The sequence below is a fragment of the Pseudoteredinibacter isoporae genome, from assembly GCF_011602085.1.
Taxonomy (GTDB): domain Bacteria; phylum Pseudomonadota; class Gammaproteobacteria; order Pseudomonadales; family Cellvibrionaceae; genus Pseudoteredinibacter; species Pseudoteredinibacter isoporae.
On the sequence record NZ_JAAONY010000002.1, the window covers coordinates 500,939 to 527,216 of the forward strand.

Genomic DNA, 26,278 nt, shown 5'->3' on the forward strand with positions numbered 1-26,278 from the left:
TATATTCTCTGACGGTACGGCAAGATCTCCAAAATACACAGACAAGCGCGTAGAATCGGAACCAAACCCTCGACCACTGAATATAACTTCAGTGCCGCCATTCACAGAGCCACTATTTGGAGAAATGCTGTTAAGAACCATAGGTTCAACAAACTGCAATGCCCCCAGCTCTCGGTCAGTCATACCATTTTGATTAATAATCTCAAGCTCTGCCAAGCCGGCCAGATTTTCACCCACATCCAATGTAAAGCGAATTTCTTCGGGATTGGTCTGCAATTGGCTGGCAATAGAAACCGCTTCACCCGCTATGGTAAATGCTGGATTATTCGCATTTTTAACCAACACATTGATTTGTCCACCGGCGGTTGGCAATTGCTGAGGTTGAATTTCCTGAATTTCCGGTTTGAGGCCTGCAGACACCGCGGTACTGAAATAAATTCGATGATCCAGCAAGCCCAGACTGCGACGGCTACCTGCTTCATCTTTCAATTGAATATAATAGTTTTCACTGCCCTGCAGTTGTGAATTTGCCTGCAGTCGAATCGTTTTTGGAGAGCCTTCATCGTAACTGATGTTGATCGCCTGAACCTGCCCATTTGCCGTACCATCGTCATGGACCAGAGCCAGGTAACGAGACAGATACGCTGCCGCAGTCTCACCTGCCGGAATCGCCAGTGGACGATTAAACTGCAACACAATTTCTGCATCTGGAGAAACATTGGCCTCGCCGTTATAAGGCTGGCTATTAGTGATATCGAGTATTTCAGTATCGATCAGCAAGAGTTTGGAGCTTAATCCAGGATTTCCAACTGCTCCTTCCGTAAAGCCGTTCAGAATCCCATCGCCATTTAACTGGAGGTTGCGAGTACTTGTCTTCGCATAGTCGGGCAATTTAACCGCATCCAACAGACGCAGATTATCCGGTTGCCCCGCATCCAATACCCCAATATAGCTATCGGGTGGAGAATTTAAATTGGATTTGAATGTCGCATAAGCTGACAGACTACTGGCCGCCGCGATGGCGGTTTTATGGCCAGGAAGCGTCAGCCCATTGTCACTATAACTACCAAGCAGCTCAGTATCGCTTTCCCCGCGAATACCGAAACTGCGGAGAGTTTTCCCGCTCAATGAGAAGATCCAATTGTTGCCGCGCTCGGCAGATCCGCTCACTCCATGATCATTGATTTGCGGAATACTTGGTTTTGACAAATCAAATACGACCGTGCCGGATTCGGTGCCAACATGCAAACTGGAACCGATAATGTCAACATAACTGGGTTTCAGTTGAACAGTCTCTCCCGCGATAACCGCCGTACTCAAAGTTTTTACAACAGTAGGACGGCTTGGGTCGGCAATACTGATGACGGCGACGCCCTCACCAGGGACCGCTCGAGAGAGCTTTTGGGAAACAACAAGAATATTGTCCTTCGCCACCATAAGTTCGGGGGCCACACTGAAATTCAGTTCCAGTGCATAGATATAATTTCGATCGCGCCCTACTCCCGGATTTCCTTGTGATGCAAGATCACGATCCTCTCGTTCGTATACAAATATCATACGACGATCTTCAAATTCCGTATCGATACGTGAATAGCCGTGACCACCCGCGCTCAAATAAAAGTGCTCTCCCTCTAGAGCCATAGATTGAGGAACGACATCCTGAGGCAAGTTGAAATATCCAAGTCCGTGCATCGGAGCGGCATTTTCCAAATCACCAGGCTGATAAGCAACCAGAGAAATCCAGCCCGGGGCAGCAAACTGTCGAAATTCCTCCAAAGAGTTGTATTCGACATCTGGATTAACTTCAAACTTTTGTTGATCACTGTAGCCAGCACCCAGGACATAAAACAAATTTTGGTCTGGATCAGCCGCCGTCGCTACAATTTTGCCTGGTGGCAGTTTGCCAGCGTCAGGAATATAGTCACCTGCACCGCTTGCTCCAAGTGGTGCGGTTGCTTCAATGACACCGTTCACACTCAACTTACCGTAGAACAGTGCATTGTGCGCATAATACACACGTCCCAACTCATCATTGAGTTCTACATTCAGAAAACCTCGGTAATCGTTGAAGTTTGGAATGCGCCAACGCATTTTTTGGGCGCTCAGGAGAGTCAATGCTTCCCCATCAACACTGTATTCACGAATGTCGTCCGGGTGAGTTTCCCGCCACGCTTTAATCGAGGTCTGATTGGAAAAACCATAGCCAGTTAACTCAACCACAGTGTCCTGGCCATCAATTTTAACAACGGCCGGATTTACAAACGACAGCTGTAGGGTCTGAATATAGTTGAAGCCACCGATCAATTCTGTTTCAAGGCCATGACGGTTACGTACCATAACACTCGCTGGGCCAGCCACATTGGCAACAGTGGTAGCATGAATTCGATCATAAGGCTGTTCAGAATCCGCCAGCTCAATTGAACTGATTACAGCTTTCTGTTTGCCAATAAAGAGTTCAGCACCTTCACCGAAGTGCTCACCACTCACTACAATTTCAGTGCCACCTTCAATACCGCCAGCGTTTGGCGTGATGCTTTCGATAATTGGCGCCGCTTCAGCGCCCGCTCGGGAAGTCGAAAAGCTGAAACTGTAGCTACGTGGCAGAGTCTGCCCATTCAAAGCCGTCAGACCGTCAGCAATTTCAACAAAGTATTCCGTATTCGCAGCAAAACTGAATTCTGAATCGGGCACTAGACTGATATTACGATTGCTGTCGATACCTGCAGGTTGCGTCAGTGACATTGCAAAGCGATCACTGACGTCTTCTCCGATCAAAGGATCAGATACCGTCACTCGGACATAGGCCGGAATATCAATATCTGCAGGCAAAGCGGAAGACATTTCAATATCAACACTAGCAATCTGGCTGTTTAAATCTCTTGCACCGGATTTCGGGGACGTCGATAAGATCGTAAGACTCGGCAAAGTGACGCGAGCGAGACCTTGCGTGCCTGCTGCCACGTGAATACCACCGCGAACGACAGAGAAGCCGCGGCTGCCCGGGTCTTGATTGCTGGCTTCAGGATGAGTGATCACCGGAATCGTCGCATCAAGTCCCACTTCTTCAAGGCTCGGAAGATCAATGATCTCTACAATCCCCTGAACCGCCTTTCCTTCAGCATTGGAATAATGAACTGAAACAAAAGCCTGGTTACCTAATACGGAAACATCATAACTACCGCCCGCCAACAGATCTTTGCGTGCTGGCGTTAAAGCAACAGTATTTAACAGCTTTGGTTGGTACGGGTCACGAATGTCAATGATGTTTAGCTGTGAGTTTTGAGTATCCCCGGCCATATCGGTGAGATAAACAACACCCGCTTTAATGGTCAGTCGATTGGCAATTCCGAACGTATCGAGTTTGGCTACAATCGGCATCGCTGGATCGCTGACATCAGCAATTACCAGTCCTTCTTCCGAAGCAGCGATATACGCAAATCGACCGTCGACGACAACGTCACGGGCAAGACCAGTTGTTTGAATAAAGGAAGCTTTGTAGGGGGATTCCAGTTCGGAGATATTAAAGACTTGAACCCCACCCAAGCCATTCGCCACAAAGGCCAACTGGCCAGCACTGTGGAGACCATAAACATCCGGGAACGGCAATGCAATTCGTCCAGATAATGAATAGGGTAGCCCTGGATGGCGCGGGTCACTCTTCGAACTGAAAATTAACAGTTCAGCTTCAGTATCATTGCTGTATACCCGCCCTGTCTGGACATTACTTTCGATGTTGTTAATTAATGTTTGAGAAAAATTGTTTCCACTCGGACCACTGAGCGTATCAACCGCAGACTTACCAGCAAGAATGAAATCAGCACCTGCACTCAGTTCACTGATTGTGCCGGTGAAAACTTCACCCCCGTTCAGCAGAACATCGGAATACAGATATTTGATATTACCCGAACCACTGACCTCATCCTGCTGTTCAGGGAAGAAAAGACCACTTTTGGCGTTCCCTGAAGCACTGCTTGTACCCTTTGAACCAGCTTCCAGGTTCATTGGATTTAGGGTCGACCATGCAGCAACCATCGCCGCTGCTCTGTCTTGATCAATGAAGCGATCAACTGCGCTGTAGTAAACTTTATTCGCTAGAGAACGGCTGTCTTCGGACGGCTCATCGGGCAACAGGAAGTATCGCTCTGCCAGCGGCAGACCAATTTCCAATCGCACAGATTCTTCTACATCGTGGTTTTCAGTTTCCACTTGATAGGTCAGCAGTACCCTCTCATTGGTTCCCTGTCCACGACGAAGGATATTGCCATCCGCAAAACGTGCCCAATATATGTAACGGAAATCATCAGCATTGCTTAGCGGAAGATCGGGACGTGTAGGACTATTATCATCGCGTTGAAGTTCAACACGTGTCTCGTAAATAGACTCCCACTCACCGGCCGGGTTTCGGAACTGACGATCAAGATTGGCATATACGGTTCGACCAATATCGGAACCAATATCCGTCACCTCCAGACCAAGAAGCATCGTTTCGGCAGCTGTTGCAATTGCATTATCAATCGGGCTCAAGACTGACAGTTTGGGTTTGACGGTATCTTCAACGACACCCACACGTACAACCTGAGTCTTCGTACTGTGCCCTTTCACGTCAAATACAACAGCATGCAAGGCCAAGCCTTTCGCCCCCTGAGGAGCAATCACATTGATTTTGTACTGATTCTGCAGATTAGCCCCACCTTCAGGGGTATTTTGAGAATTGGTGACCGTTTCTACGACTTCATTGTTGACGTAGAACACGACTCGATCAATACCGCGGCGCCCCAAATCATCGATAGCTTCCACAATGACATCGAAGGACTGACCATCGACGATAGCGGTTTCGTCGTTAGCGGGCGAAATAATTTGAGCCTGTGGCGGTTTGTCATTGGCTATAGTCATCGTCAACGCTGCTGACTCGGATGAGCTAAAGCCATCAATGTCCGTTGCAATCGCTTTAAAGCTGATTACCTGCCCGGGTGCTTCTGGAACAGCGACGGTGAATTGGTATGGCGCCACATTATCACGACTCAACTTTGTATAGTTAAGCTTATCGGGCTCGCCATATGCCCACAGAAGATCGACAGAATCAACACCGGATTCAGCATCTGTCGCCGAAACGTTTACCAGAATATCTCGACCTTCGGTAATTTCTGTAATCGTCGATCCCAGACTGAAACCTTCGATATCGAGTATATTGATACCATCGACAATTGGCGGCTGATTAGGGCGTAAAGTTACCGCCCGACGCTCGACACTGACATTACCAGCGCCGTCCAGTGCTTCTATCACCAGACTCATCGCCAACTCTGTTTTAGTCGTGTCTGTACCCAGATAATCCTTAATGGAACGTAAAGGAATGGTTCCGGCAAAAGGACCACGGAAAAATATTCGGGAAGTTTGCTCTTCGCTTGCCTCAAAGGTTCCATTACCGTTGATGTCGGCAAAGAGTTTGAGTTTTACCGCACCAACTTCGACGTTGTCTTCTACGACAACAGAAAATGGTAAAGATCGGTTTTCAGCAGCAAATGCTCCGGAAGCTTTGGGCAAATCAATCTTAATGGTTGGAGCAACATCGTCTTTGCCCACAATCAGGCGAGTCGGGCTAGTGGTAATAGATACGCGGGCATCACCGTGATATCGAAGCTCAACAGCGCTCGAACTCAGTTCAATAGACTTTCCTGCCATTCCATAAGGAATTTCGAGACCAAATTCATAGGGGAAGCTGGTATCGACATAGCTTTTCTGTCCACCAGGCAAGCCACTGACATTCAGACTCACGCTTTCCAGGCCGATATCATCAACAGCCGCGACCTGAATCAATACCACTTCTCCTTCCAGCACACGACTTTCATTGTCCGGCTTGGAAATCGAAACTACGGGTGGGGTATCCTCGACAATATTCAGGGTCATACTTTCCGTAGCCACCTGCTGGCCATTGTTAAAAGTATCTTGAGCCCGTACTTGCAGCTGCAGTTGATTATTGGCGGAATTGGAAGCATCAAAAGCAGGCACATCCACAATAAATGTGTAGGGTGCCTGACGCAGAATACGGCTGTATATTTCTCCCAACTGTGGATGAGTGGCCACAAGTGTTACGGTCTCAATGGCAATATCATCAAATGCATCAACATTAACCGCCAGACGATCCAATTCAACAATATTTTCACCCTGAATTGGAGAGCGAATATCAACAACCGGTTGCTGGTCTACACTAATCGGAAAACTCAACTCTCGAGTTTTTGTATTTCCAGCCTCATCGCGGGCAACTAACTTAAACCAAACAAAAAAATCATCCCCCGCCTGGCTACCATCGATACGCCCCTGAATCTCACTGAAGGTATCAATGTCGACGGCCTGCGCAAACTCAGGAGTATCAATATTTTGAGTGGTGATGACATTGAAATCTCGTCGCTCGATATTATCAACAATCCGCAATGGACTTCCGTAATCAAGCTGCACATAGTTGCCATCGTGGAGGCGCGCACCGTAACTCTGATAGAGTTCAATAGAGGAAACTTTGGAATTATCGTAGGCACTGAACATCAGTTCCAGCGCCGCCCCTTCCACGGCTGAAGAGCCCGCACCCGGTTTGTGCAGCACAACCTCAGGATTAATATCATCGGGAACAATGTTCAGATTGATAACATGGTTGCCAACACTACCATCAGAGTCTCTCACCTGAACATTGAGTTCGATTTGCTCGGTCCCACTGATTGCCGCTTGAGGCAATTCCAACACATATTCGCGCACCAAAGCATTGGGGCTGTTCATCAAGCCATATTCACGTGCGAGCGATTCCGAGTATTCGTTGAGATACTGCGCATACATACTGTCATAGGCCGCAACCAGCGCAACATCATCTACATCTTCAGGGGATAATCCATCTCTGCGGGTTAGTTCTATTAGCTGAATACCTCCAGCCGACACACTAAGGCCATCGTATGGAACAACTCGGTCATCAGTGAGCGCAACGCCGACTTTAATCTGGAAACTTCCAGACACAATGGATTGCTGATCTCTAGGCGTCAGAATTCGAACCAGTGGGCGAAGATTCTGCACCGGACTAACAACGAATTCGCGATTACTGACATTGCCAAAATTGTCTTCCACTCGAATCCGGAATTGAGTGGCCTCGTATTGCTGGAAAACCAGCTCGGTGGACAATTCTTTTCTCAGCGGTTGAATTTCTGGGCACGTATTACCAAAGTTTTCTTCGTATAGAACTTCATTACCCTGAATGGGGTCCACACGCTCAATGACAATTTTGGATAAGCCCGCATCATCGTAAATTACGGAATCAAACTGAAAGGACTCACCAGTACGAACGTAGAACTCGCCCAAATTCAGCTGTTGAGGACTATCGATAACATTGTTGAAAATCCCATTAACCTTATAACTCTTGAATTCGGTTATCTGGAGTGTAGGGCTTGTATTTTCTGCAACAGGGAAACGAATCTCCTCGCTGATTGAATTACCACTGTGATCAGTTGCCAGCAATCGCAGAGCCAATTGCGAAGCCGGATTACGCGGCACAGTGTAGGACAGTTTGTAATCGCTGAGACCACTGGCTGGCTCTATACCGAAGTAACCCGCCTGCTCTGCCAAGACATTTCCATCGACATCCACCAACTTAAGCGAACGAAGAATGCTACTGTTATCGTTAACTCGAACATCAATATCCAAAGGTTGTAATGGCACTACCGCCTGATGGCTGGCAGGTGACAGCAGCTCGACATTCGGATTTTCCTGATCCAATTGCAGGCGCTGTCGAGCTACGGGCTGAATTAGAGCCGGATCACGCTCTACAGCATCAAGACCATGCGCATAAACTTCCAGGTGTCCCCCGTCGTCTACAGGTACCACAATGATATCGTTGTAAACGCTCCGCAGAGAGCTGGAAGATTTCAGAGGACTGGCACCCAGGGTCGCCTGGCGCCGGCCGCCACTCATTTGATCCCATAATTGGAGACTTACCTGCAAGCGATTCGGGTCAGCGGCGCTGTAAGCCGAACGCCCACCATGTACGCGTTGAATCTGCTTAAAGCTGGATGTATCGAGTAGTATTTTCTCGATAAAAAACTCTACTGCCTGGCCACTTCCGTCTTTAACAACAGGTGTAATTTCTACATAGGCACTTTTACCAGCCAGGAGCGTATCGAGATCAACGAAGTCCTGATACTCCTGTTCCTGAAGCAGTTGGCTACAATCACTGCTGGAAAATAATGAAACCTGATAACTCGCGCTGTAATTGACTGGCAACTGTAGACGCAACTGCCCTTTTATCTCCGGCAATGGCCATTGACGCAGACGGGCCGATTCGGTTTGGATGTAGGGAGTGTCATTGATGAATAGACCGATATCAATATCAGCTTCTGAGTAGTTAATGTCGATAACCGGCAAAACTTTCCCACCCGGGGAGCCATCCACAGCTGCTCGCGCGGAATTTATCTCTCGAACTTGATCTCCCGAGCTACGCTGTAATGTACTGAAGGTACTAAAATATTCAAAACCATCCGTTGAGAGGCTTGGTATGTAATCATCCTCGACAATTATACGATGGAAGCTGAAACCACCTTTATTCAAGGCCCCTGATTGGCTGTTATCATCATCCAGTGTGAACGTCGGTGATTTATCGTCTACAACTTGATAGGTTTTGGTCTCGGTATTTTTGTTACCCGAGCTGTCAGTTGCCTCAACGACCAAACTAACCGTATCACCAACTTGCTTGCCTTGAATATCCAATACACCTGAATAGTTAAAGTCACGCTTGCCGATATTTTCCGTCAGGCCTATAGGTTGATCACGTGATCCCTGTAGAAAAATCAGTACCGATTGGAGCTGTGTATTATCCAACACATTGACATCCAGATCGGTTGCGGAACCCACAACCAACTCCAGAGCTTCCGGGCTTATGATATGAATTTCCGGAGCTTCTTCATCAGCCAGGACGGTGACATCGAGTTTGTTCGACTCAGCTGAATTTCCAGCGATATCCTGGGTTTGCACATAGAGTTTCAGTACCTGGCCCGCATGAACATTATAGTTGGAAGGAATTATGACCTTTCCAGAAAACTCTGAAATAAAACGCTCTTCGAGCACCAGCTCCCCAAGACTCAAGGGGTTGGCGACGGTTTTCTTTTCCAGGTGGTCGTTGCGTGAGAAGAATTCCCACTCCAGCTTCAGAAGCTGAGAACCCGGACCCTCGAGCATAACTTCAATATCAGTGACAATACGATTGTCCTGTGCAATCCCCTGGACGGCCACTCTGTCTCCAGGCATTACTTCAATTGGTTTGTCAGGTACGTCCAGAATAACCGAAGGCGCATCCGTATCCGCCTCGACACTAAGCTCAATCTCTGCTGTACCTTCAAGACCCGCTGTATCACGGGCAAGTAATACCAATTTAACCGGCTTGCTGCTATCCACGTTGGGCATTCTCAATGAAACCGAGACATGTCCGCCATCCTGTATAAGCTCGCTCAAGGCAGAATCTGCGTATTCTTTCACATATGCGTTAACGCCATCCTGCTGAATGGAAACCTGCAAGGATTCAACACCCAAGTCATCGATGACCACAGCGGTGACGGTGAAGAGCTCACCCTCCATAAACTGACTGCCAATGCCAGGCTGATGAATAGTAATTTCCGGAGGATTATTGACGATTACAGGAAAGGCAATGTCGCGCTGCAAGATATTTCCATGAACATCTTCCACCTCAATACGCAAATCGACAGAGTCGATGCCTTCAGGCACATCAATATTCAGTGAATCAGACTGACTATTTCCACTCAAAGACCGGTCCAGTAACGCATTCCCTTCTTGAGAAATGCCAAGTTTCTTTAAACCAGCATTGTCTTGCACGCGCCAATGCAAATCGAACGCCTGACCTGCGAAAACATTGCTTCCAATTGCAGGTTTTTCAATAGCCAATAAAGGCTTGTCTTCATCCTTGAGCAGTGAAATTCCAAAGCTGTATTCGGCCGATACTTGATCTGAACTATCATAGGCAAGCAATTTAACGTCAATATCCCGGTTATTATTCCCTAAGCCTAAAAGACCCAAATCGAGGGAAAACTGGGCATTCACGGTTTTTGAAGGAACAAGACCATTACTCGAGTCCTGATTAACTCGAGTTAGAGTATTACCACTACTTCGGTCAACAAACTCAGCCTCAATTCGGCTCACTAAATGATCATCTTCAGCCGAAACCGAAAAACGAGCTACGCCATTTGTATAGTATTCACTCTGAAACAAGTTGTGAGAGATGATTTGAGGCGTTGCATCCCCTACTGCACGAATAGTAATCGCAGCAGTACTGCGATTACCTTGAAAATCTACTACATCAATTTCAATGGCGTATTCGTTGGTGCCGGAATTAATATCAGGTGTTTTTACAATCTGAGCTGCTGAAAAGTTTTTAGCGTTTTCAGAGGCGAGCTGAAGAACAAAATCATCGCCACTAAGCTCATCTTCCAAATTACCGGTAACGATATAGCTACCGTTAGACTTGGCAACTCCCCGCAACAGAACACTTCGGACGGATACATTGTCGAATCCGGCAGCTTTCAGTAGAAAATTAGTGCCCTCGACAACGTCCGCCACCGCCTGGCCATTGGTATTGCCGGTAATCTCGGGCGCGACAATATTGATAACCGGAGCATCTTCATCAAAGCCCAGTGTTACAGTAACCACGGCACTTTCAGCGGCCTGCCCTATACTGTCAGTAGCGATCGCTTTAATGTTAAGCAGCTGATTAGCCTGAATTTCCTTTGGAGTTTGGTAGTTGAAGCTATAGGGCGCGCTAACGTCGCTTCCCACCAACTGATCGTTGACGTAGAAATCGACCCTTGCAATTGAGATATCATCTTCGGCATTCGCACGTAATTCCACAACAGAACCAGCTACAACTGTGCTGGATGCATCAGGAAAGCTAATTGCAACAGTTGGCGCTTGGTCAGCACTCAACTGTAGGCGAAGCTCTTCCGACTCGGAAATAAGTCCGTGAAAATCCACGGCCCTGAGCTTCAGCGAAAGCTGATCGAAATCCGCGCTGCTACTTACCTGATATTCGAGGGTCTCTGTAAGTTCTCGGTTTGTAGAAGTGTTCGCATCAGCCAGAATTTCTTCAGGTATTTCATAGCTTGCGACAACTTCACCGTTAGCTAACAAATCCAGCTTTGCACCTAGATGCAGGGTATCGTCGACCAATACAATCGGAAGGTCCAGTTTTTGACCGCGAGCTACAGAATTATCGTTTTGCAGGCCAGTGAAACGGATAGAAGGCTTTTCGTTCTGAACAACCTTAATGAGCTGACCACTGACATTACCAATGCCGTTATTTCTGCCATAGACAGTCGCAGCCACGCTCAAACTTGTCTGCTCTACGGCAATACGCCCAACGCTAACTACAGACCGCCATAATTCAAAAGTATGATCCTCAAATCCAACTTTTCGGGTTTCATACAGAGGGAAATGAGATACGAAAACGACAGAGCCATCTAGAGTGAATTCTACATATTTAATTTCGGATTGGTGATCCCGCCCAGCAACGAAGCTTGACCCCATATCTCGTTCAGCCTGGATGATGATACTGGTTTCAGCTACGACCAGTTGATTAGGTGCAGGCCTGCTGAAGTTCAGGGTTGGGACATCCAGCGTGGAAACGTCACGGACATTAACCGACCTCACCGGAGAAAAAGTTTCCTGACCAAGACTATCAGTGGCGATGGCCTGAAATTCTACAGCCTGATTGCCCAAATCCTGCGATATCAAAAGATTCATGCTGAACGGAGCTTCAACACGCTCTCCGACCTGTAGACCATTTACCAGATAGCGAACTGATGCAATCGACACATCATCTTCGGCTTTTGCATCCAGCAGCAACTCAGAATCAACGGCCACTTCATCTGGCAATTCAAAATCTACACTTGGCGCCGCATCAACCGCAGCAATAAAAAATTCAGCTTGTACACTCGGCTCCTGAACGACACGAACACGAATATTCACGGGTGTGCTTTCATCAATCACGGCATTGGCTGTTAAGCTGCCATCATCACCAACAGAAAGCAGATTGGAATCCTCATTGGATACGCTGTATTCGAGATTGAGCTGCTCGTTCAACAGGGTTTTTGAACCATCATCAAACACCAAATAAACATCCAATGGCGGATATTCCGTGTTCAGACTTGGCAGCACGAACTTGTTTGAAGCGTCGAGACCATCAACTTCAAGGTTTTGAGCCTGCTTGGTAAACTCCACCACAACAGGGATTTCTTGAGTATCCAACCCCGGATAGGCCACCGAAATGCTTACTGCCTGCCCTCGCGTCTCAGCTAAAGGGTACACGACACCAGCCGGGGTGACAGATACCAAATCAGGTCTGGATGAGCGATAGCTTACACCCGTCCCCTCACCGCTTAATGGCGTAAGACCTCGGAATTCAAACTGTACACTAGGCACAATCAACAGAGATTCGAGAATATTTCCAAAATTGATTGAGTCGGGAACCACTGACATGGACAGTGGTTTCTCGCTGATTTTCTCTCCGGTAAACTCGACAGAGGAGATACTGGTTTGATTGCCAGACGCATCACTCGCATAAACCGACAGTAGCACTACACCATCACGATCGATTTCGTCCAGAGACAGTGGAGAGTTAAAGGGAATCAGCGCGGTATAGAGACCAGAGGATATCGCCGGAAAGTTGAGGCGGGTGTTTCCGCTACGGGCAAACGCTTTTTCACGGGCTTTTGAGATAATACCGCCATTTGCCCTCAATTCAGACGCACGCAGGCCGTCCACATTGAAGTCAACATAACGTAAATCCGTATCATCTTCCGCGCGAACCTGAACAACCAATTGGCTTTCGCCATCGGTTTCAGCGACTGAAATAGAAACCAGCTCCAGGCTGGGAGCGGTCTGTTCGTAACTGAAATTCTCAGCATAGTTGTGGCTGCTACCATCATGGTAACTAAGGACAACACTCGGACTCGTGCTACCTGAACCTTCTGCATCGAAGTCATAGTAACAAGTCATTTCACCATTTAAGGGGGAAAACTCACTAACACCGACCGTTTGCTGAAAAGAGCCTGCCGTGAACTGGGCATGAGCCAAATTATCACACTGATCGAGTGCAAATCGATAACTTACACGATCAGCGTCCGGGCTTAGCTGGCTACGGGCTAGAAAGTCCGCGGTAATCGCTAGTGAATTCTGAGGTAATAGGCATGAGAGAAGAAGTACAAAAACTGTACTTATTTTTCCATAAATAGACTGCACTGCTCCACCTTAAATTTCCATATCAAGCAGGCTATGCACACCCACTTCACTGCCTAACCCTAAGTCGTACAGTTCAAAAACTGTACGCCACCCTGTGGCTCAAAATCCAACGAGGCGGAATTATTACGTATTGCTTAAGAGTCGGTCAAGCAAAGACACGACTGTTTATCATTCTTTTGGCCTTAGCCATCCTAAACGCTCAACATTTAGCCGGCATTATTTTTATTTAATTACTACAAAGTAATGAATTTTTGAAGCAAAAGCATGAATCCCATTAAAAAACATAAGACCTAACCACCATTAAGAGATAAACGGGCTGAGGCCAAATTCTCACCGATACGATTAATAGATGCTTCAGAAATATCAACCCCATGCTTCACTGAGAGCAGTTGCAACCACTCAAGCAAATCCGTGAAAGATACTTTGTCAATTGCGACAACAACTCTTTCTGCATGAGGCTCTATACGGTTTAATTCTATGCCTGCTTTTTTAGCACTCTCTGATATAGTGCTCAACGCCGCAGACTTACCGGTACGATTTTTCTTAACCGTACTGGACAAAGAAACTTGTTCGAGTACCGAACTGTTTTCAGCCAACCAGGAATTGAGAGCCAACTGGTCCTGATAATTTCTTTTTTGGGAAATATAATGCTGGTAGCTTGGCAACATAATCTGGGAATATATCAGTGCAAGAACCAGAACAAGCCCAATTGCTATAGCTGCTCGTTGGTCACGCGGTGAAAGCGCGTAAAACTTTGCTGTTAAAGAAGTCCACATAAATACGTTCCTAAGATTTAATTCTCAACCGAGCAATAACACCATCACCTTCTTTTCGCACCTGCCCAAGACTCGATGAAATTCCTTTTCCAGTTAGAGCTTGCATGAGCTTTTCCGCGCGGCTCACGCTATCAAGATGCATAACTACGGTCGTTTCCCCCGATGCTTGATCATAACGAATAGACTGTAATACAAGTGTTAAACCCTCATCCTCGGAAACTTCAGAAAGCACAGAAACGAGATCTAGCAATACGATATTCCCACCCGGCTGAGCGGCTCGCTTCAAATGTCCCGAAGCCTGTTTTCGTATATCAATGATTCTCGCATCTCCCGGAAAAATGCGACGATATTCATTTCTTGCATTTTCCAACTGGGCTCCAGCTCGCTCTCCAAAAACATAGGCACTTGCCTGCCAATAGATAAACTGAACTACAAAAGCCAATACAAACAAGGCAGAACCCGCTTTGAGCGGAGCCTTCCAGTTTTTTCCACTGTCTTTTTGTGCGTAATCTCCCTGGAGCAAGTTTTGCGCATCATGCTCCAGAGCCAAACGGTCCGAGAGATAGCTAAGAAAGGAGTCATCATTTATTGAACTCAGGATATCCCTACGAAGTAATCCACTCCATTCAGAGGTTTCAAGCAATTCCACCGCGACAAAACTGCCATCTGGTAAACGGGCGTTTACGCCTCCGGGAGTGGGCAGGATATTCACCTGCCCTTCCTCGGGACACTCAATCAGATCAGCATCAACATAGATTGCATTAACACGCACATTTTGTCTTTGAAAAAAACCGAGCACTGATTCCATCAGCTCAGCAGAAATCGATATGCTTTGAAGAACAGCTTCTTCTCCCTGCTTTGCTTTCAAAGCATACACATGATGCATCAAATCAACGGACTCAAGCAGCTCATCTTCGAGAATATAAGGAAATGCTCGATGCATTGACTTCAATTGTTTTACAGAAACTGTGAGTAATTGATTGGAAACCGCCACACTCGGCAGAACAACGACACAGCTAATTGCAGATTCAGGCAGCGAATCCAAAAGTACGCATTGACCATCACGCCTGAGCGCATAAAGAGGCTCCTCTCCCTCTGAAAGATTCCAGTACACTATGTATTGATTGTCATTCATTTTCTAAATCAACAATTTTCTGCATTTTTGTTAAACCCAACTCCCAAAAAGGCAGCTGCCTTTTCCAAAGAGTGTGAAGTTGAGGCTTTTTATTTTTTTTCTTCGCCTCTACTCGCTCGGACAATATTTGCCAGCTGGACTCAAAACCGTCAAATCGACAATAGGCCGTTATAGCGTAGAAGGCACTGTCCACTGAAAACAAATTAGCATCCATTTTCAATCCAGCTGTCAGTGTTGACTTGCTTAATTCCGAGACCGAGGAATACCCCCCGTTTGCATCGCGGGATTCAAGCAAGGCTTCCCCATCTAACCCCGGGATCATCGCTTCGAGTAATACTGATGAAGCTGAGTTAACGTTGACTTTGCTTGGTCCTGGTATTGCGGTTACGTAAGCCAGTAGTTGTTCCAGTACTTCCTGGCTGACACCCTTAACAGATATAATTTCTCTCCAGTACTTTATTGGTCGGTTCGCGGTCCTATACGCTACAACCTCTTGAAGATAGGAAAAATCTTCTGAGTTATAGGCAATTGGATTCCTGTCATAGTCAATCCAATCCGCAATATATAGCGCCAGCTCAGGCTCCAACTCCAAAGCCAGTAATATTCGTTGAAAAACTTTCAACTGAGCTTCATTAACCTTGCCATTCGAATTAACCAAATTGTTCAGGTTAAATTTCCCCTGCTCATCCTCGATCAAAATCGAAAACTCTTCCGCATTTCCAGCAAATGGCCAATAAGGCCCCACAAACACACTGCTTGCCTCCCCCGCCTCCGGCTCAGGAAGCGGCGCACCACCTTGAATTTGCAAATGGGCTAAACTCCGATTTTCAAACCCTGATCCCATCTCTTTTTGCGAAGATGGCTCATTCACCTGTCTTGCTGCGCCAGGATTTGTTTCTTTCTCTGTGTACTTCAGAACCAAAACCTGGCCATAAGCCAGCCCTGAAAACACCATTTGCTCTGTTTGAGCTGTTCGTATCAACGCCTCCGAGCGTTTCAGTTCAAGTCGGCTCTTCGTCAACATCTGCGTGCACAACGCCGTAACGATCGCAAGAACCAATAGCATTGAAATCAGAGCGACACCAGCCTGGCTGTATACCCTACTTTGATCTCTACAGGCGCCCACGTTGAATTCCTTTCGCTTCTACTTTCTGCTTGGTTTCAGAGGGCCTAGCTTGCAGTTTTTCTTTCTTCCTTTCGCGATATTGGCCTCCAACCGTAAAAAACCTCTGAATCTCACCAAATCCAGGAGCATCCACCGTCAGTTCTACAGCAACAGGCATTCTTGATTTACTGTTGTCCAGGTCGCTTACTGGCCAGCTGTTGTACCAGTCATCTATCTTTCCGGCATACCTCAGCTCTACCCGCTCAAATTCGCAGGAAATAATTGTGTCAGCCTGGCTGTCGTAAGCCCGGTCCAATACTTGCCATTGCTTCAACTCCCAAACATCTCGCATACCATCTTCATCCTGAATCAGGTTCGCTTCAAAACGACTGCGTTTCAAATCCCCTTGCCAATTGGAAATCGGATTTCCCCAACCAAAATGGGTAAACTCAACACTTTGGCTGTCACCACTGAACGCCTCCCGAACATCTCCATATTCTTCCCTAACGGGCCTGGCAACGGCTTGCAGGAGGCTTTGCTCAAACAAACTCAGGCAACGAGAGATGTGCGAGAAATTTTCATAACGCTGGTCAGCATGCTTGATATTTTTAAGGCCATCATCTATCAGACGAAAGGCACCAACACTGATCACTGAAAAAATTCCGATAGCCAACAGCAACTCCATCAATGTGAACCCTGACTCCCGACTCTGACAGTGTGATTGTGCGATCATTTTTCCCTAACGTATCTTTCCATTGTAAATACAGGCTTTTCTTCTTTACCTGAGACAAACACCTTTACGACAAGCTTACTTACGCCATGGGAAGTATGCACTTCCCTTTCGTTTGATATCATCCAGTCACGCCCTCCAAAAATCAGATCCTTGCGCTCGGGTAATTCAGATCTGGCTTTCTCTGATTGCGAAAGATAACTTAGTTCAGTCTGCGCCAACCACAATGCCTGCTCTCGCTCGATAATGTTGTACCTAAGCTGATTGCTTGCCTCCAATTGCACAGTGAGAGCGATGGCAGACAACGAAAATACAGCCAATGCAACCATCACCTCTAACAACGTGAATCCTTTAGAGGAGATTTTGCATTTTGGTTTTTTCATATGCACCTCCAACCACGCGAACCGACAGTTCACTTTGTTCAGAATCGAACAACACGCTGAACTTACTGAGGCGACCATCCGGAAAAATTAAAATATCCGCCTGCCATTCCGGCTCCAGAACATCGCTTATTTCTTCACTAGGGTCAGCCAAGCGATCAGCAAAACCACTTTCACCAAAATCAAGCCCCTGCTCGATTTGCAACTCCACAGGCTGATCAAGCTCTACCTTTCCGGAGGATAGATCTTTTCCAATGTTTGATCGTTGCTCGAAGGCTTGCCATATTTTTTGACGGTGATCCCAAATTAAAAACTGATAAGCCCCTTCAAGAAAATCCACCCCCAGCATTTTTCCCTTCATACTCGCTGTTCGACGATGCGATTCCAGTTGTAGGCGAAACATCTGAGCGGCGCTTTCCACCCTGGCTTGCTGCCCGTTCGGAATGGCAATAACGGTCAGCCAACTCAGGGTGGCAATAATACTCACCACCAACATCAACTCCAGCAGTGTAAAACCTCGGCTGTGTGAGTACAGAGAAATGCTACAACTCGCTGAAGTTGATGTCGGCATCATTCCCTTCACCGCCGGCCTTTCCATCTCGGCCAAAGCTAATTAAATCAAAATCCCCGTCAGCCCCAGGACTTATGTACACGTACTCATTACCCCAAGGATCCGTAGGCACTTTGCGAAGATACTTCTGACGCCAGTTTTTTGCCTCCGGAAACCCGCTCGGTTGTTCCACCAGAGCCGCAAGCCCCTGATCGGTACTCGGATAACTAAAATTATCCAATCGGTAGTTTCCCAGTGCCGTGGCTATCGCTCGAATATCAGAAGCCGCTGCAGCTTTGCGTGCCTGCTCATCCTGCCCGACCATATTGGGAATGACCAACGTTGCCAGTACACCCAAAATAACAACAACGAGCATCACTTCAATCAGGGTAAAACCTGAGTGCCTTTTATATTTAAGATGCTTCTTTTCAGCCATAAAAACCTCTTTAGGAAATTAACTGATTCATCGACAAGATTGGAACCAGAATTGCTAATACAATTAAAAGAACAACCGCCCCCATAACCAGCAGCATCAACGGTTCAAATAGAGCTATCCCGGTACTCACAAGAGCCGCCAAATCGTTTTGTTGCTGCCGGGCAGATTTTTTAAGCATTTGGTCCAGATTTCCGCTGGCTTCACCACTGGCCAACATATGCACCATTAACATCGGGAACAACTTGGTTTGACCAAGACAAATGCTCAAACTTTCACCATCAATCACTCGTTTGCTAACATTTTTGAGGGACCGTTTGAAAAAAGCATTTTCAACAACCTCTTCGGCGATCGGCAATCCACTGCTAAGCGCAACACCACTTTCACTGAGCATTCCAAGGGTCTGGGCATAGCGAGCTGATTGAATCCCCCGTAAATAACGACCTAACAGAGGCATGGAAATCAGAAATTGATCAAACCGATAGCGGACTTGACTATTTTGTATGGCAATACGTGCTCCTGCGAGTGTAGCTAACAATACCAGCAACATCAGCAAGCCCCATTGCTGCAAAAACTCACTGATGCTGATTAGCCCTCGAGTAAGAACCGGAAGCGTTTGACCACTTTCTTCAAACACACCAACAACCTGAGGCACGATATACACCATCAATCCAACGACAATCAGTAAAGAGATAACTGCAACAAGGATCGGATAGATAAGTGCCAGTATCGTTTTCTGACGAAACTCCCGTTCAGATTCAGTATGATCTGCTAACTGATCCAGTATGCGATCCAGTGTTCCTGACTGTTCAGCAGCCCGAATCGAGGAAATATAGAGTTGATCAAACGTTCGAGGAAACTGAGCCAGACAATCTGCAAAACTGTTTCCCTCACTCACCCCTGATTTCAGAACCCCCAAAAGGGTTTTCATGCGCTTACCATCCGCTTGCTGTGAGAGAGCCTCCAAGGCTTCAATCAAAGACATTCCCGAATCCAGCAAGACTGAAAGCTGCCGAGTGAGCATGGCCAACTGGCTACTCGACAAGACCAAGCCGCTACCTGACAAACCACCATTTCGTGAATTCTCAGAGATTTTATTTTCTCGAACATCTACCGGCATCAGGCCTTCTTGCTTCAGGTTCTGTCGCAGCTGTTTGGCGCTGTCGGCTTGCTTTACGCCTTTAACCTTTCGACCATCCTTATCGATAGCCTGATAACTGAAACTGGCCATCAGATTTCCTGCACAACCCTAAGAACCTCTGCAAGACTGGTCTCCCCTGACAAGACCTTTTCCCAGCCGTCATGAAGCATGGAAGCCTGACTTTTACGCGTGTAATCAAGGATGTCCTTTTCAGCAGCCTCATCATGAATAAGCTGCTTGATAATTTGGTCTACAACAACCAGTTCATATATACCTGTCCGCCCACGATAACCACTATGGTCGCAGGCCTCACAACCATCTTGGGATGCTCTGTACAATATCTGGCCGTCGCCAAGTTCTAGCTCATAACGTCTTAAATCGGCGGCATCTGGTCGATATTCCTCTCGGCAATTCACACACAGCCTGCGAACCAAACGCTGGGCGAGCACAGCGAGCAATGAGGAAGACAGCAAAAAGGGTTCAACCCCCATATCCATCAAACGAGTAACTGCCCCTACCGCCGAATTCGTGTGCAAAGTTGATAGGACCAAATGGCCAGTTAAACTTGCTTGCACAGCAATTTTCATGGTTTCAATATCACGAATTTCACCGACCATAACTACGTCCGGGTCCTGACGAAGAATGGCTCGCAACCCTTTGGCAAAACTCATCCCGGACTTTTCATTGACCTGGGTTTGGCCAATTCCCTGCACATGAAATTCAACCGGATCTTCGACAGTAAGAATGTTCTTTTCCTTGTTATTGATCGTCGTAAGCCCAGCGTAAAGTGTTGTCGACTTACCCGAGCCTGTCGGCCCCGTGACCAACACAATTCCATGGGGGAACTGCAGCAGCTCGAGAAGCTTGCTCCTTACTACTGGTGACAATCCAAGACTGGAGAGGTCCATGCGCCCTGACTGCTTGTCCAATAAACGCATCACCAAGCGCTCACCATGAACCGAGGGCAAAGTAGAAACCCGCACATCAATTTCCCGCCCCCCCAAACGCAGTGAAATACGTCCATCCTGTGGTACACGCTTCTCAGCGATATCCAGCCCCGCCATAACTTTCACACGCGAAGTCAACAAGCTTGCCAACTCACGTTTGGGACGAGCAACTTCGCTCAGAACACCATCAACACGAAAACGAACGCACAAGCTCTTTTCATAAACTTCCAGATGAATATCCGAAGCCGCTTTTTGGATAGCTTCCGCCAGAATGGCGTTGATTAATCTGACAATAGGCGCTTCATCTTCCTGCTCGAGCAAATCTTCGGCCTCTCGCATGGACTCTTGCAGACTCGCGAGAGACTGATCAGCATCAATCTCGTCCATTACCTCTCTTGAGGCAGACGAACTTGCCTCATAGGTTTGCGCCATCAACTTGGCAAACGTTGATGCTTCAAGCTGCTCAATAGGCAACGCCTGCTTGAAATAGCGGCACAGCTCACTATAAACCGCAGTTTGTATAGGCTCAGCATGGTAAATACAGAGCCCCAGTTCCCCCTGCCCCATAAGAAGCTGATGCCTCTTTGCATAGGAAAAAGGCAATACCGAATCTGCAATCGACATACTATTGCTCACCCTCTGGAGCTGGGTTGACCTCAGGCAGGTCAGGCAGACGAGGTGCGGTACCAGGAACCAGAACGCCTTCCATTCTTACTTGCAATGCGTCTTGTCGTTCACGCATATAGTCATAGCGATCCCGACTTACCGTCAGGCTCTTTCTGGAGTCTCGCAATATTACAGGGTGAATGAATACCATGAGATTCCTTTTCACCAAACTGCTGTTAGTACTGCGAAAAGCTCTCCCAAGCAGAGGAATACTTCCCAAAACAGGGACTTTGGATTCGGTTTCGGTCATCTCATCCCGAATCAAGCCTCCCAATACCAGAACCTGATTGTCATCAACCAATGCCCGTGTTTTGATCTCCCTTTTGCTGGTCACGATGTCAGCAGTTGCCGCAGTGGTTTGGGCAATACTCTCGACGCTTTGCTCAATTTCCAGGGTTACAGAATCACTGTTATTGATACGTGGCTTAATTTTTAAGGTCACACCAATGTCTTTTCGCTGAATTGTCTGGAAAGGATCAGTGTTCCCTTGACGATTCTGCGAACCGGTAATAAACGGCACCGTTTCACCGACAAGAATACTGGCTTCTTCATTATCCATCGCCAGAATGGTGGGCGTTGACAGAACGTTTGCGTCCGAATCACCTTCCAGTGCGCGAATCACACCTCGCAAATCACCACCTCGAAAAAAGCCAATCGAGAGGCCCTGTCCCAAGGCACCAAGCCCGGCGACATCAGCAACCGCAGAATTCACATTATTGGGGAAATTTGAAACCCCGGTGGTGATCTCAGTATTGCCCTCGCTTGATAAAGCTCTCCATTCGATCCCAAGATCTCGAGTGAAGTCTTCATTTACCTCAACAATCATCGCCTTAACAAGCACCTGCGCACGCCGCACGTCCAGCTTGGCAATAACACCTTTGATTGTGCTCAGAACCGAGGGCGTCGCAGTTACCACAATGGAATTCAGGGACTCATCGGCCCGAATGCTAAAACTGGCCTTACTTTCCTTTTGATCCTTTCCTTCCTTGGCAGCACTTCCCCCAACACTCTCCAAAATCGGGACCAAATCTTTTGCCTGGGCATATTGCAGAAAAATAACCTGAGTGTTGCCCTCACCCGGCAGAGGCTGATCCAGGCGCTTAATAATTTTACGCAGCTCTTTTCTGGAACCCGGATCACCCGTAAGCAGAATACTGTTTGAACGTTCATCTACCGCAATCGTCAATGCTGAACTGCTGTTCTTTCCTTTGGCCTGGGGAATCAGGCGACCGAGGGTTTGGGAGAGATCTCGGGCACTTGCGAATTCAATGGGTACCATTTCAATATTCAGCGAACCTGCGGTATCCAACTTGGCGATGATCTTCGCTATTTGCTGAATTTTCCCGGACCTGGCAGCAACCAATAGAGAATTGGTACTGGGGTAAGCCGCCAGATGTCCTGTTTGCGGAACCATAGGGCGAATAATCGTAAGAACTTCCCCAACGGCCATATTGTTAACCTTGAAAACCTGTACGACCATGTCTTCAAGGCCCGAGCCCGTCTGAGAATCCGCTAGCGGAATATTACTCTCGCGCCCCAGTTTATCAGGCACAACCTTGAGGGCACCCTCTGATTCCACAACCACATAACCATGGACCTGAAGCACCGAAAGAAAAACCTGATAAGCTTCGTTTTTGCTCATCGGTTCACCCGCCACAACCGTCACCTTACCCTTAACTGTAGGGTGAATAATGATGGTTTTCTGGGTCGCAGAGGACGCCCAACGCACCAGATCCTGAATATCGGCATTAAACAGGGATAAAGTCACCTGACCATCGCCCAGCTCCGCTGGTGCTTGTTCCTCCTGTGCCGACACCACAGTTACCATACCAGCGAGAAGCAAGGTACTCATAAAAGCGACTATAGATGGAAGGATATTTTTTAATGTATATGACACTACAGCTTCCTATATCTGACACCCTGTGCAGGTAGACGTCCTTAATATTATGTTTATAAGCCGCCAGGCAGCGGCTCTTAGCTTTCACTCCGAGCTTGCTTTACGAGCAAGGTTTCACGCCTGCCCCCCCGCTCCAGCACCACTCCATTGTGCATTAGCTCAACTAAAGTGGTTTCATCGGATATTTCCTGGCCAAGGCCATAAAAAGCCGGCTTCCCGGGTGAAACCTCAATGACGGCTCCGGCCAAGGCCGAGTCGTCACTCAAAAAAATACCTTTCAATTCAAAGCTCAAACGAGTTTCGGGCAATGACTCAACAGCTTTCACTTCAGGGGCAGGCTTCTCAGCTGGATTACCCATTAAAAACGCTGCGGAGAATGAGCTACTGGCAGCTCGAGAGGATTGTTTCTGGACTGGGGTACCCTTAACAGCAGTGCTGCTGCCATTAAGAAATTCATAATCAAGGTATCCCTGATAGGCGATTCCAGCAATGATAAGCGGAATTCCAATGACGTATGCGTAAATCCAAGTTTTCATTAAATTCCCTTTGCCCTGCAATGCTCCTGCATCCCGTAAATTGAGGCGTCATTAATTGAGGGAGCGATATTAACCTGATCACTTCATTATGCCAAGACAGGGGATGGCCAACGCCCTTGGCATTCAGGGACATACTGACAAACCGCTATATGCCTTTCACCTCTGGCAGTCCTGGGCCGAGAACGAACACCTGAAAACGTGAACAAAACACCTGGAAACCTAAGACTAAAAAATGAACAGAAAATAAAAAAGATACGAACTCCTCATGAAGAACCACGGAAGTTGATCGTTTTTTAGGCTGGCCTGAAAGTCAAAGCGCTTTGGCAACTCACATCGCAAAGTTAGATCAGTGATCGGTGCGTATTCGCCTATCCGAGAATGCATGGACAGTAACGAGTAAAGCCTTTAGGAACAGCGGCATAGAGCCAATATACACAAAAAGAAATATGGGCCTCAAAAGATGCCCATAAGGGAACAATTGATCAATCAACGGTCACCTTATCCGGCAACACAAACTGGCCATGTGCCAGCGGAGAGTTGATCCGTTCTGATGAATACCACCTGCTAAGCATGTCCCCGTTCAGTAAATCCGGATTGGAATCCAGAAACTCGTCCACATTGTGGTAGCGGGTGCTGGCCATGCGCTCGGCGATGACACTCATAAAGGCCACGGTGATGGTCAGATTGTATTTCTCGGGCGCCCCGACGGATTCGGCCATGGTGCGTATTGTAGACGCGTAGCGTGTCATCGCATCCATAAACTCGTACCGGTCCAACATGCTGTAGGCAACTTTGACATGGTCAATATGATGGAAGTCCGGTGCGGGGATTTCCAGTGCTTCAAATGATTGCAATAGGTTTTCGGCATTTAGCATTAACGGTCTCCAGATTTCTGCGGCTTGTGAAAAAGCGCTGTGATAAAGGTTATTTCGCTTTCCAGATGCGAAGAACAGTAATCATCAAGCCGGAACCTGTAGACGGGTCAACGCTGAGTTAGGGCTTTTAATCTCCCAGGTATGGAAACAAACCCGGACCACCGATTAGACTTCCCTTGACTCTCCCCCTGGGGGAGCTTTCATTTTGCGTTCCTGACGTAACAGAAGGCTGATTTATGTATTCGATAGGCGAGTTTTCCAAAATTACCCAGATGACGGTTAAAACGCTCAGGTTTTACCACAAGAAAGGAATCATCGAACCCAGCTATATAAACCCTGATAGCGGCTATCGGTATTACGGCGAGCGTGATCTTGAAGTGGCTCGTCTTGTTAAAGCTCTTAAAAGCCTGGATTTTTCCCTGGAAGAGATTCAGAAAATTTTGAGCGAGGTGGACAGTGATGCTCAGTTAGTTCAGGCACTCACGGAAAAGAAATCCGATATCGACCGAAAGATAAAGGGCCTTCGAAAGCTTACGTCTTCAATTGATTTGATTATTCACAAAGAACTTGAGGTCAGTAAAATGAATGAACGTGCTTCCGAGATTACCATGACAACACTCGACGACTGCCTAGTCCTTGCAACTCGTTGGAAAGGCCCGTATTCCGACACCGGCAAAGCCATGTCGGTGTTATATAAAACCGCCGGGCGCCACGGACGTGGCCCCGCCTTCAATTTATATTACGATGGTGAGCATAAGAAAGTCGCCGAGGTTGAGTCTTGCTTACCCCTGAAAAAGGAAATCAAAAGTGCATTGGATTGTAGAGTTCTCAAAGGCGGCAAATGCGTTTCACTGATTCATTCAGGCCCCTACGACACCCTGGGTGAAAGCTATAAAAAGCTGTTCGACTATCTGAGTGAACATCAGTTGCACCCTAGCCTACCGACAAGAGAAGTGTATCTGAAAGGGCCTGGAATGATATTTAAGGGGAATCCCGATAGGTATCGAACCGAAATACATATACCGATTGAATAAAGCACAGCTGACAACGTCGCTGAAGCTCCACGGGTTCAGGCTGCCGATCAAGAATGAATTGGTAAGCCTGCACTCCTCCATTCTGGAAAGCCTTCTTCCAGGCGGCGAACTTTGAACCCTTTCAAACGTAAAAACTCCACTGCCTCAAACGACAAAATACAATGCGGGCCTCGGCAGTAAGCCACAATTTCCTGATCCGGGCTTAAATCCGCAAATCGTTGCTTCAACTCTTCAACGGTCAGATTAATCGCGGTGGGCAAATGTCCAGCTTGATATTCCATGGCAGGTCGAACATCAAGTACGATAACAGACCCTTCTTCAACCCTATTGAGCAGCTCGTTCCGGGACACCGGCTCCAGCTCATCTTTGCTCAGCAGATAATCCGAAATAAGCTCGTCCACTTGCTCAATATGATTTTCGGCAACGGTTTGAATGCTTTTCATCAGGGTTAATACGTCGCCGCCACTTAAACCATAAAACACGCGCTGGGCCTCTTTTCGGCTAATAAGCAGGCCGGTCCCCCTCAATTGCTGAAGGTGATGCGAAGTGTTGGCAACGCTCAATCCCGTTCGATTGGCTAGCTCTTCAACCGAGTACTCACATTGAGACAACAGCTCCAATATCTCCATTCGGTTGGGATTCGCCACTGCCTTGGCCACCGCAGCAAAGTGCTTAAAGAGCGTTTTTTTAAACTGTGTCATGGGCCCGCCTTAAGATTTGCCCACATTGTATTCAAATAACTTCTTGAATACAAAAAGGGCACCCAGTATAGTATTCAAAGGATTACTTGAATACGGAAAC

15 protein-coding genes (1 of these 15 only partly in view) are annotated in these 26,278 nt (G+C 47.3%); 1 reads left to right on the top strand and 14 read right to left on the bottom strand.

The features are described from left to right. The 13 genes from G8768_RS10625 to G8768_RS10685 form a co-directional block, all read right to left on the bottom strand. A protein-coding gene (locus G8768_RS10625; protein ID WP_167202765.1) for an Ig-like domain-containing protein crosses the window boundary here: on the bottom strand, window positions 1–13,107 show its 5' end (the start). 20,109 nt of this gene lie to the left of the window's left edge; only the first 13,107 of its 33,216 coding nucleotides appear in the window; it begins with the start codon at window positions 13,105–13,107; the stop codon falls past the left edge of the window. Window positions 13,108–13,562: 455 nt separating this feature from the next. Continuing rightward, window positions 13,563–14,048, bottom strand: coding sequence for a type II secretion system protein GspM (gspM, locus tag G8768_RS10630; protein ID WP_166847362.1), 486 nt, complete (start codon window positions 14,046–14,048; stop codon window positions 13,563–13,565). Between the two features lie 10 nt (window positions 14,049–14,058). Next, window positions 14,059–15,183 (bottom strand): type II secretion system protein GspL, encoded by a 1,125-nt coding sequence (gene gspL, locus G8768_RS10635; RefSeq protein WP_166847360.1) that lies wholly within the window; start codon window positions 15,181–15,183, stop codon window positions 14,059–14,061. Beyond that, a complete protein-coding gene (gspK, locus tag G8768_RS10640) occupies window positions 15,176–16,309 on the bottom strand; it encodes a type II secretion system minor pseudopilin GspK (protein ID WP_166847357.1) in 1,134 nt (377 codons plus the stop codon). Before gspK ends, gspL begins: the two co-directional genes overlap by 8 nt. Further along, window positions 16,296–17,021, bottom strand: coding sequence for a type II secretion system minor pseudopilin GspJ (gene gspJ / locus G8768_RS10645; RefSeq protein ID WP_166847355.1), 726 nt, complete (start codon window positions 17,019–17,021; stop codon window positions 16,296–16,298). The genes gspK and gspJ overlap by 14 nt, the downstream gene beginning before the upstream one ends. Then, entirely contained in the window at window positions 17,018–17,401 is a 384-nt protein-coding gene (locus G8768_RS10650) for a type IV pilus modification PilV family protein (RefSeq protein ID WP_166847353.1), read from the bottom strand. Before G8768_RS10650 ends, gspJ begins: the two co-directional genes overlap by 4 nt. Further along, the gene (locus G8768_RS10655; RefSeq protein WP_166847351.1) at window positions 17,370–17,972 is read right to left on the bottom strand and encodes a pilus assembly FimT family protein; all 603 of its coding nucleotides are present in this window, start codon (window positions 17,970–17,972) and stop codon (window positions 17,370–17,372) included. Before G8768_RS10655 ends, G8768_RS10650 begins: the two co-directional genes overlap by 32 nt. Further along, complete coding sequence (gspG, locus tag G8768_RS10660) at window positions 17,941–18,384, bottom strand: type II secretion system major pseudopilin GspG (RefSeq protein WP_166847349.1); 444 nt, start codon at window positions 18,382–18,384, stop codon at window positions 17,941–17,943. The genes G8768_RS10655 and gspG overlap by 32 nt, the downstream gene beginning before the upstream one ends. A 10-nt stretch (window positions 18,385–18,394) precedes the next feature. Continuing rightward, complete coding sequence (gspF, locus tag G8768_RS10665; RefSeq protein WP_166847347.1) at window positions 18,395–19,612, bottom strand: type II secretion system inner membrane protein GspF; 1,218 nt, start codon at window positions 19,610–19,612, stop codon at window positions 18,395–18,397. Then, window positions 19,612–21,093, bottom strand: coding sequence for a type II secretion system ATPase GspE (gspE, locus tag G8768_RS10670; protein WP_166847343.1), 1,482 nt, complete (start codon window positions 21,091–21,093; stop codon window positions 19,612–19,614). Before gspE ends, gspF begins: the two co-directional genes overlap by 1 nt. Window position 21,094: 1 nt before the next feature. Continuing rightward, on the bottom strand, window positions 21,095–22,987 hold the full coding sequence (gspD, locus tag G8768_RS10675; RefSeq protein WP_166847339.1) for a type II secretion system secretin GspD: 1,893 nt from the start codon (window positions 22,985–22,987) through the stop codon (window positions 21,095–21,097). Between the two features lie 122 nt (window positions 22,988–23,109). Then, the gene (locus G8768_RS10680; protein WP_166847336.1) at window positions 23,110–23,568 is read right to left on the bottom strand and encodes a type II secretion system protein N; all 459 of its coding nucleotides are present in this window, start codon (window positions 23,566–23,568) and stop codon (window positions 23,110–23,112) included. A gap of 482 nt (window positions 23,569–24,050) precedes the next feature. Beyond that, window positions 24,051–24,443 carry a hypothetical protein gene (locus G8768_RS10685; protein ID WP_166847333.1) on the bottom strand — a complete coding sequence of 131 codons (393 nt, stop codon included), beginning with the start codon at window positions 24,441–24,443 and terminating at the stop codon, window positions 24,051–24,053. Between the two features lie 236 nt (window positions 24,444–24,679). Between G8768_RS10685 and G8768_RS10690 the strand changes: the two genes are divergently transcribed. Next, on the top strand, window positions 24,680–25,477 hold the full coding sequence (locus tag G8768_RS10690) for a MerR family transcriptional regulator (protein WP_166847330.1): 798 nt from the start codon (window positions 24,680–24,682) through the stop codon (window positions 25,475–25,477). A gap of 47 nt (window positions 25,478–25,524) precedes the next feature. Here G8768_RS10690 and G8768_RS10695 read toward each other — a convergent pair whose 3' ends face one another. Beyond that, window positions 25,525–26,178, bottom strand: coding sequence for an ArsR/SmtB family transcription factor (locus tag G8768_RS10695; protein WP_166847327.1), 654 nt, complete (start codon window positions 26,176–26,178; stop codon window positions 25,525–25,527). Window positions 26,179–26,278: the final 100 nt, after the last annotated feature.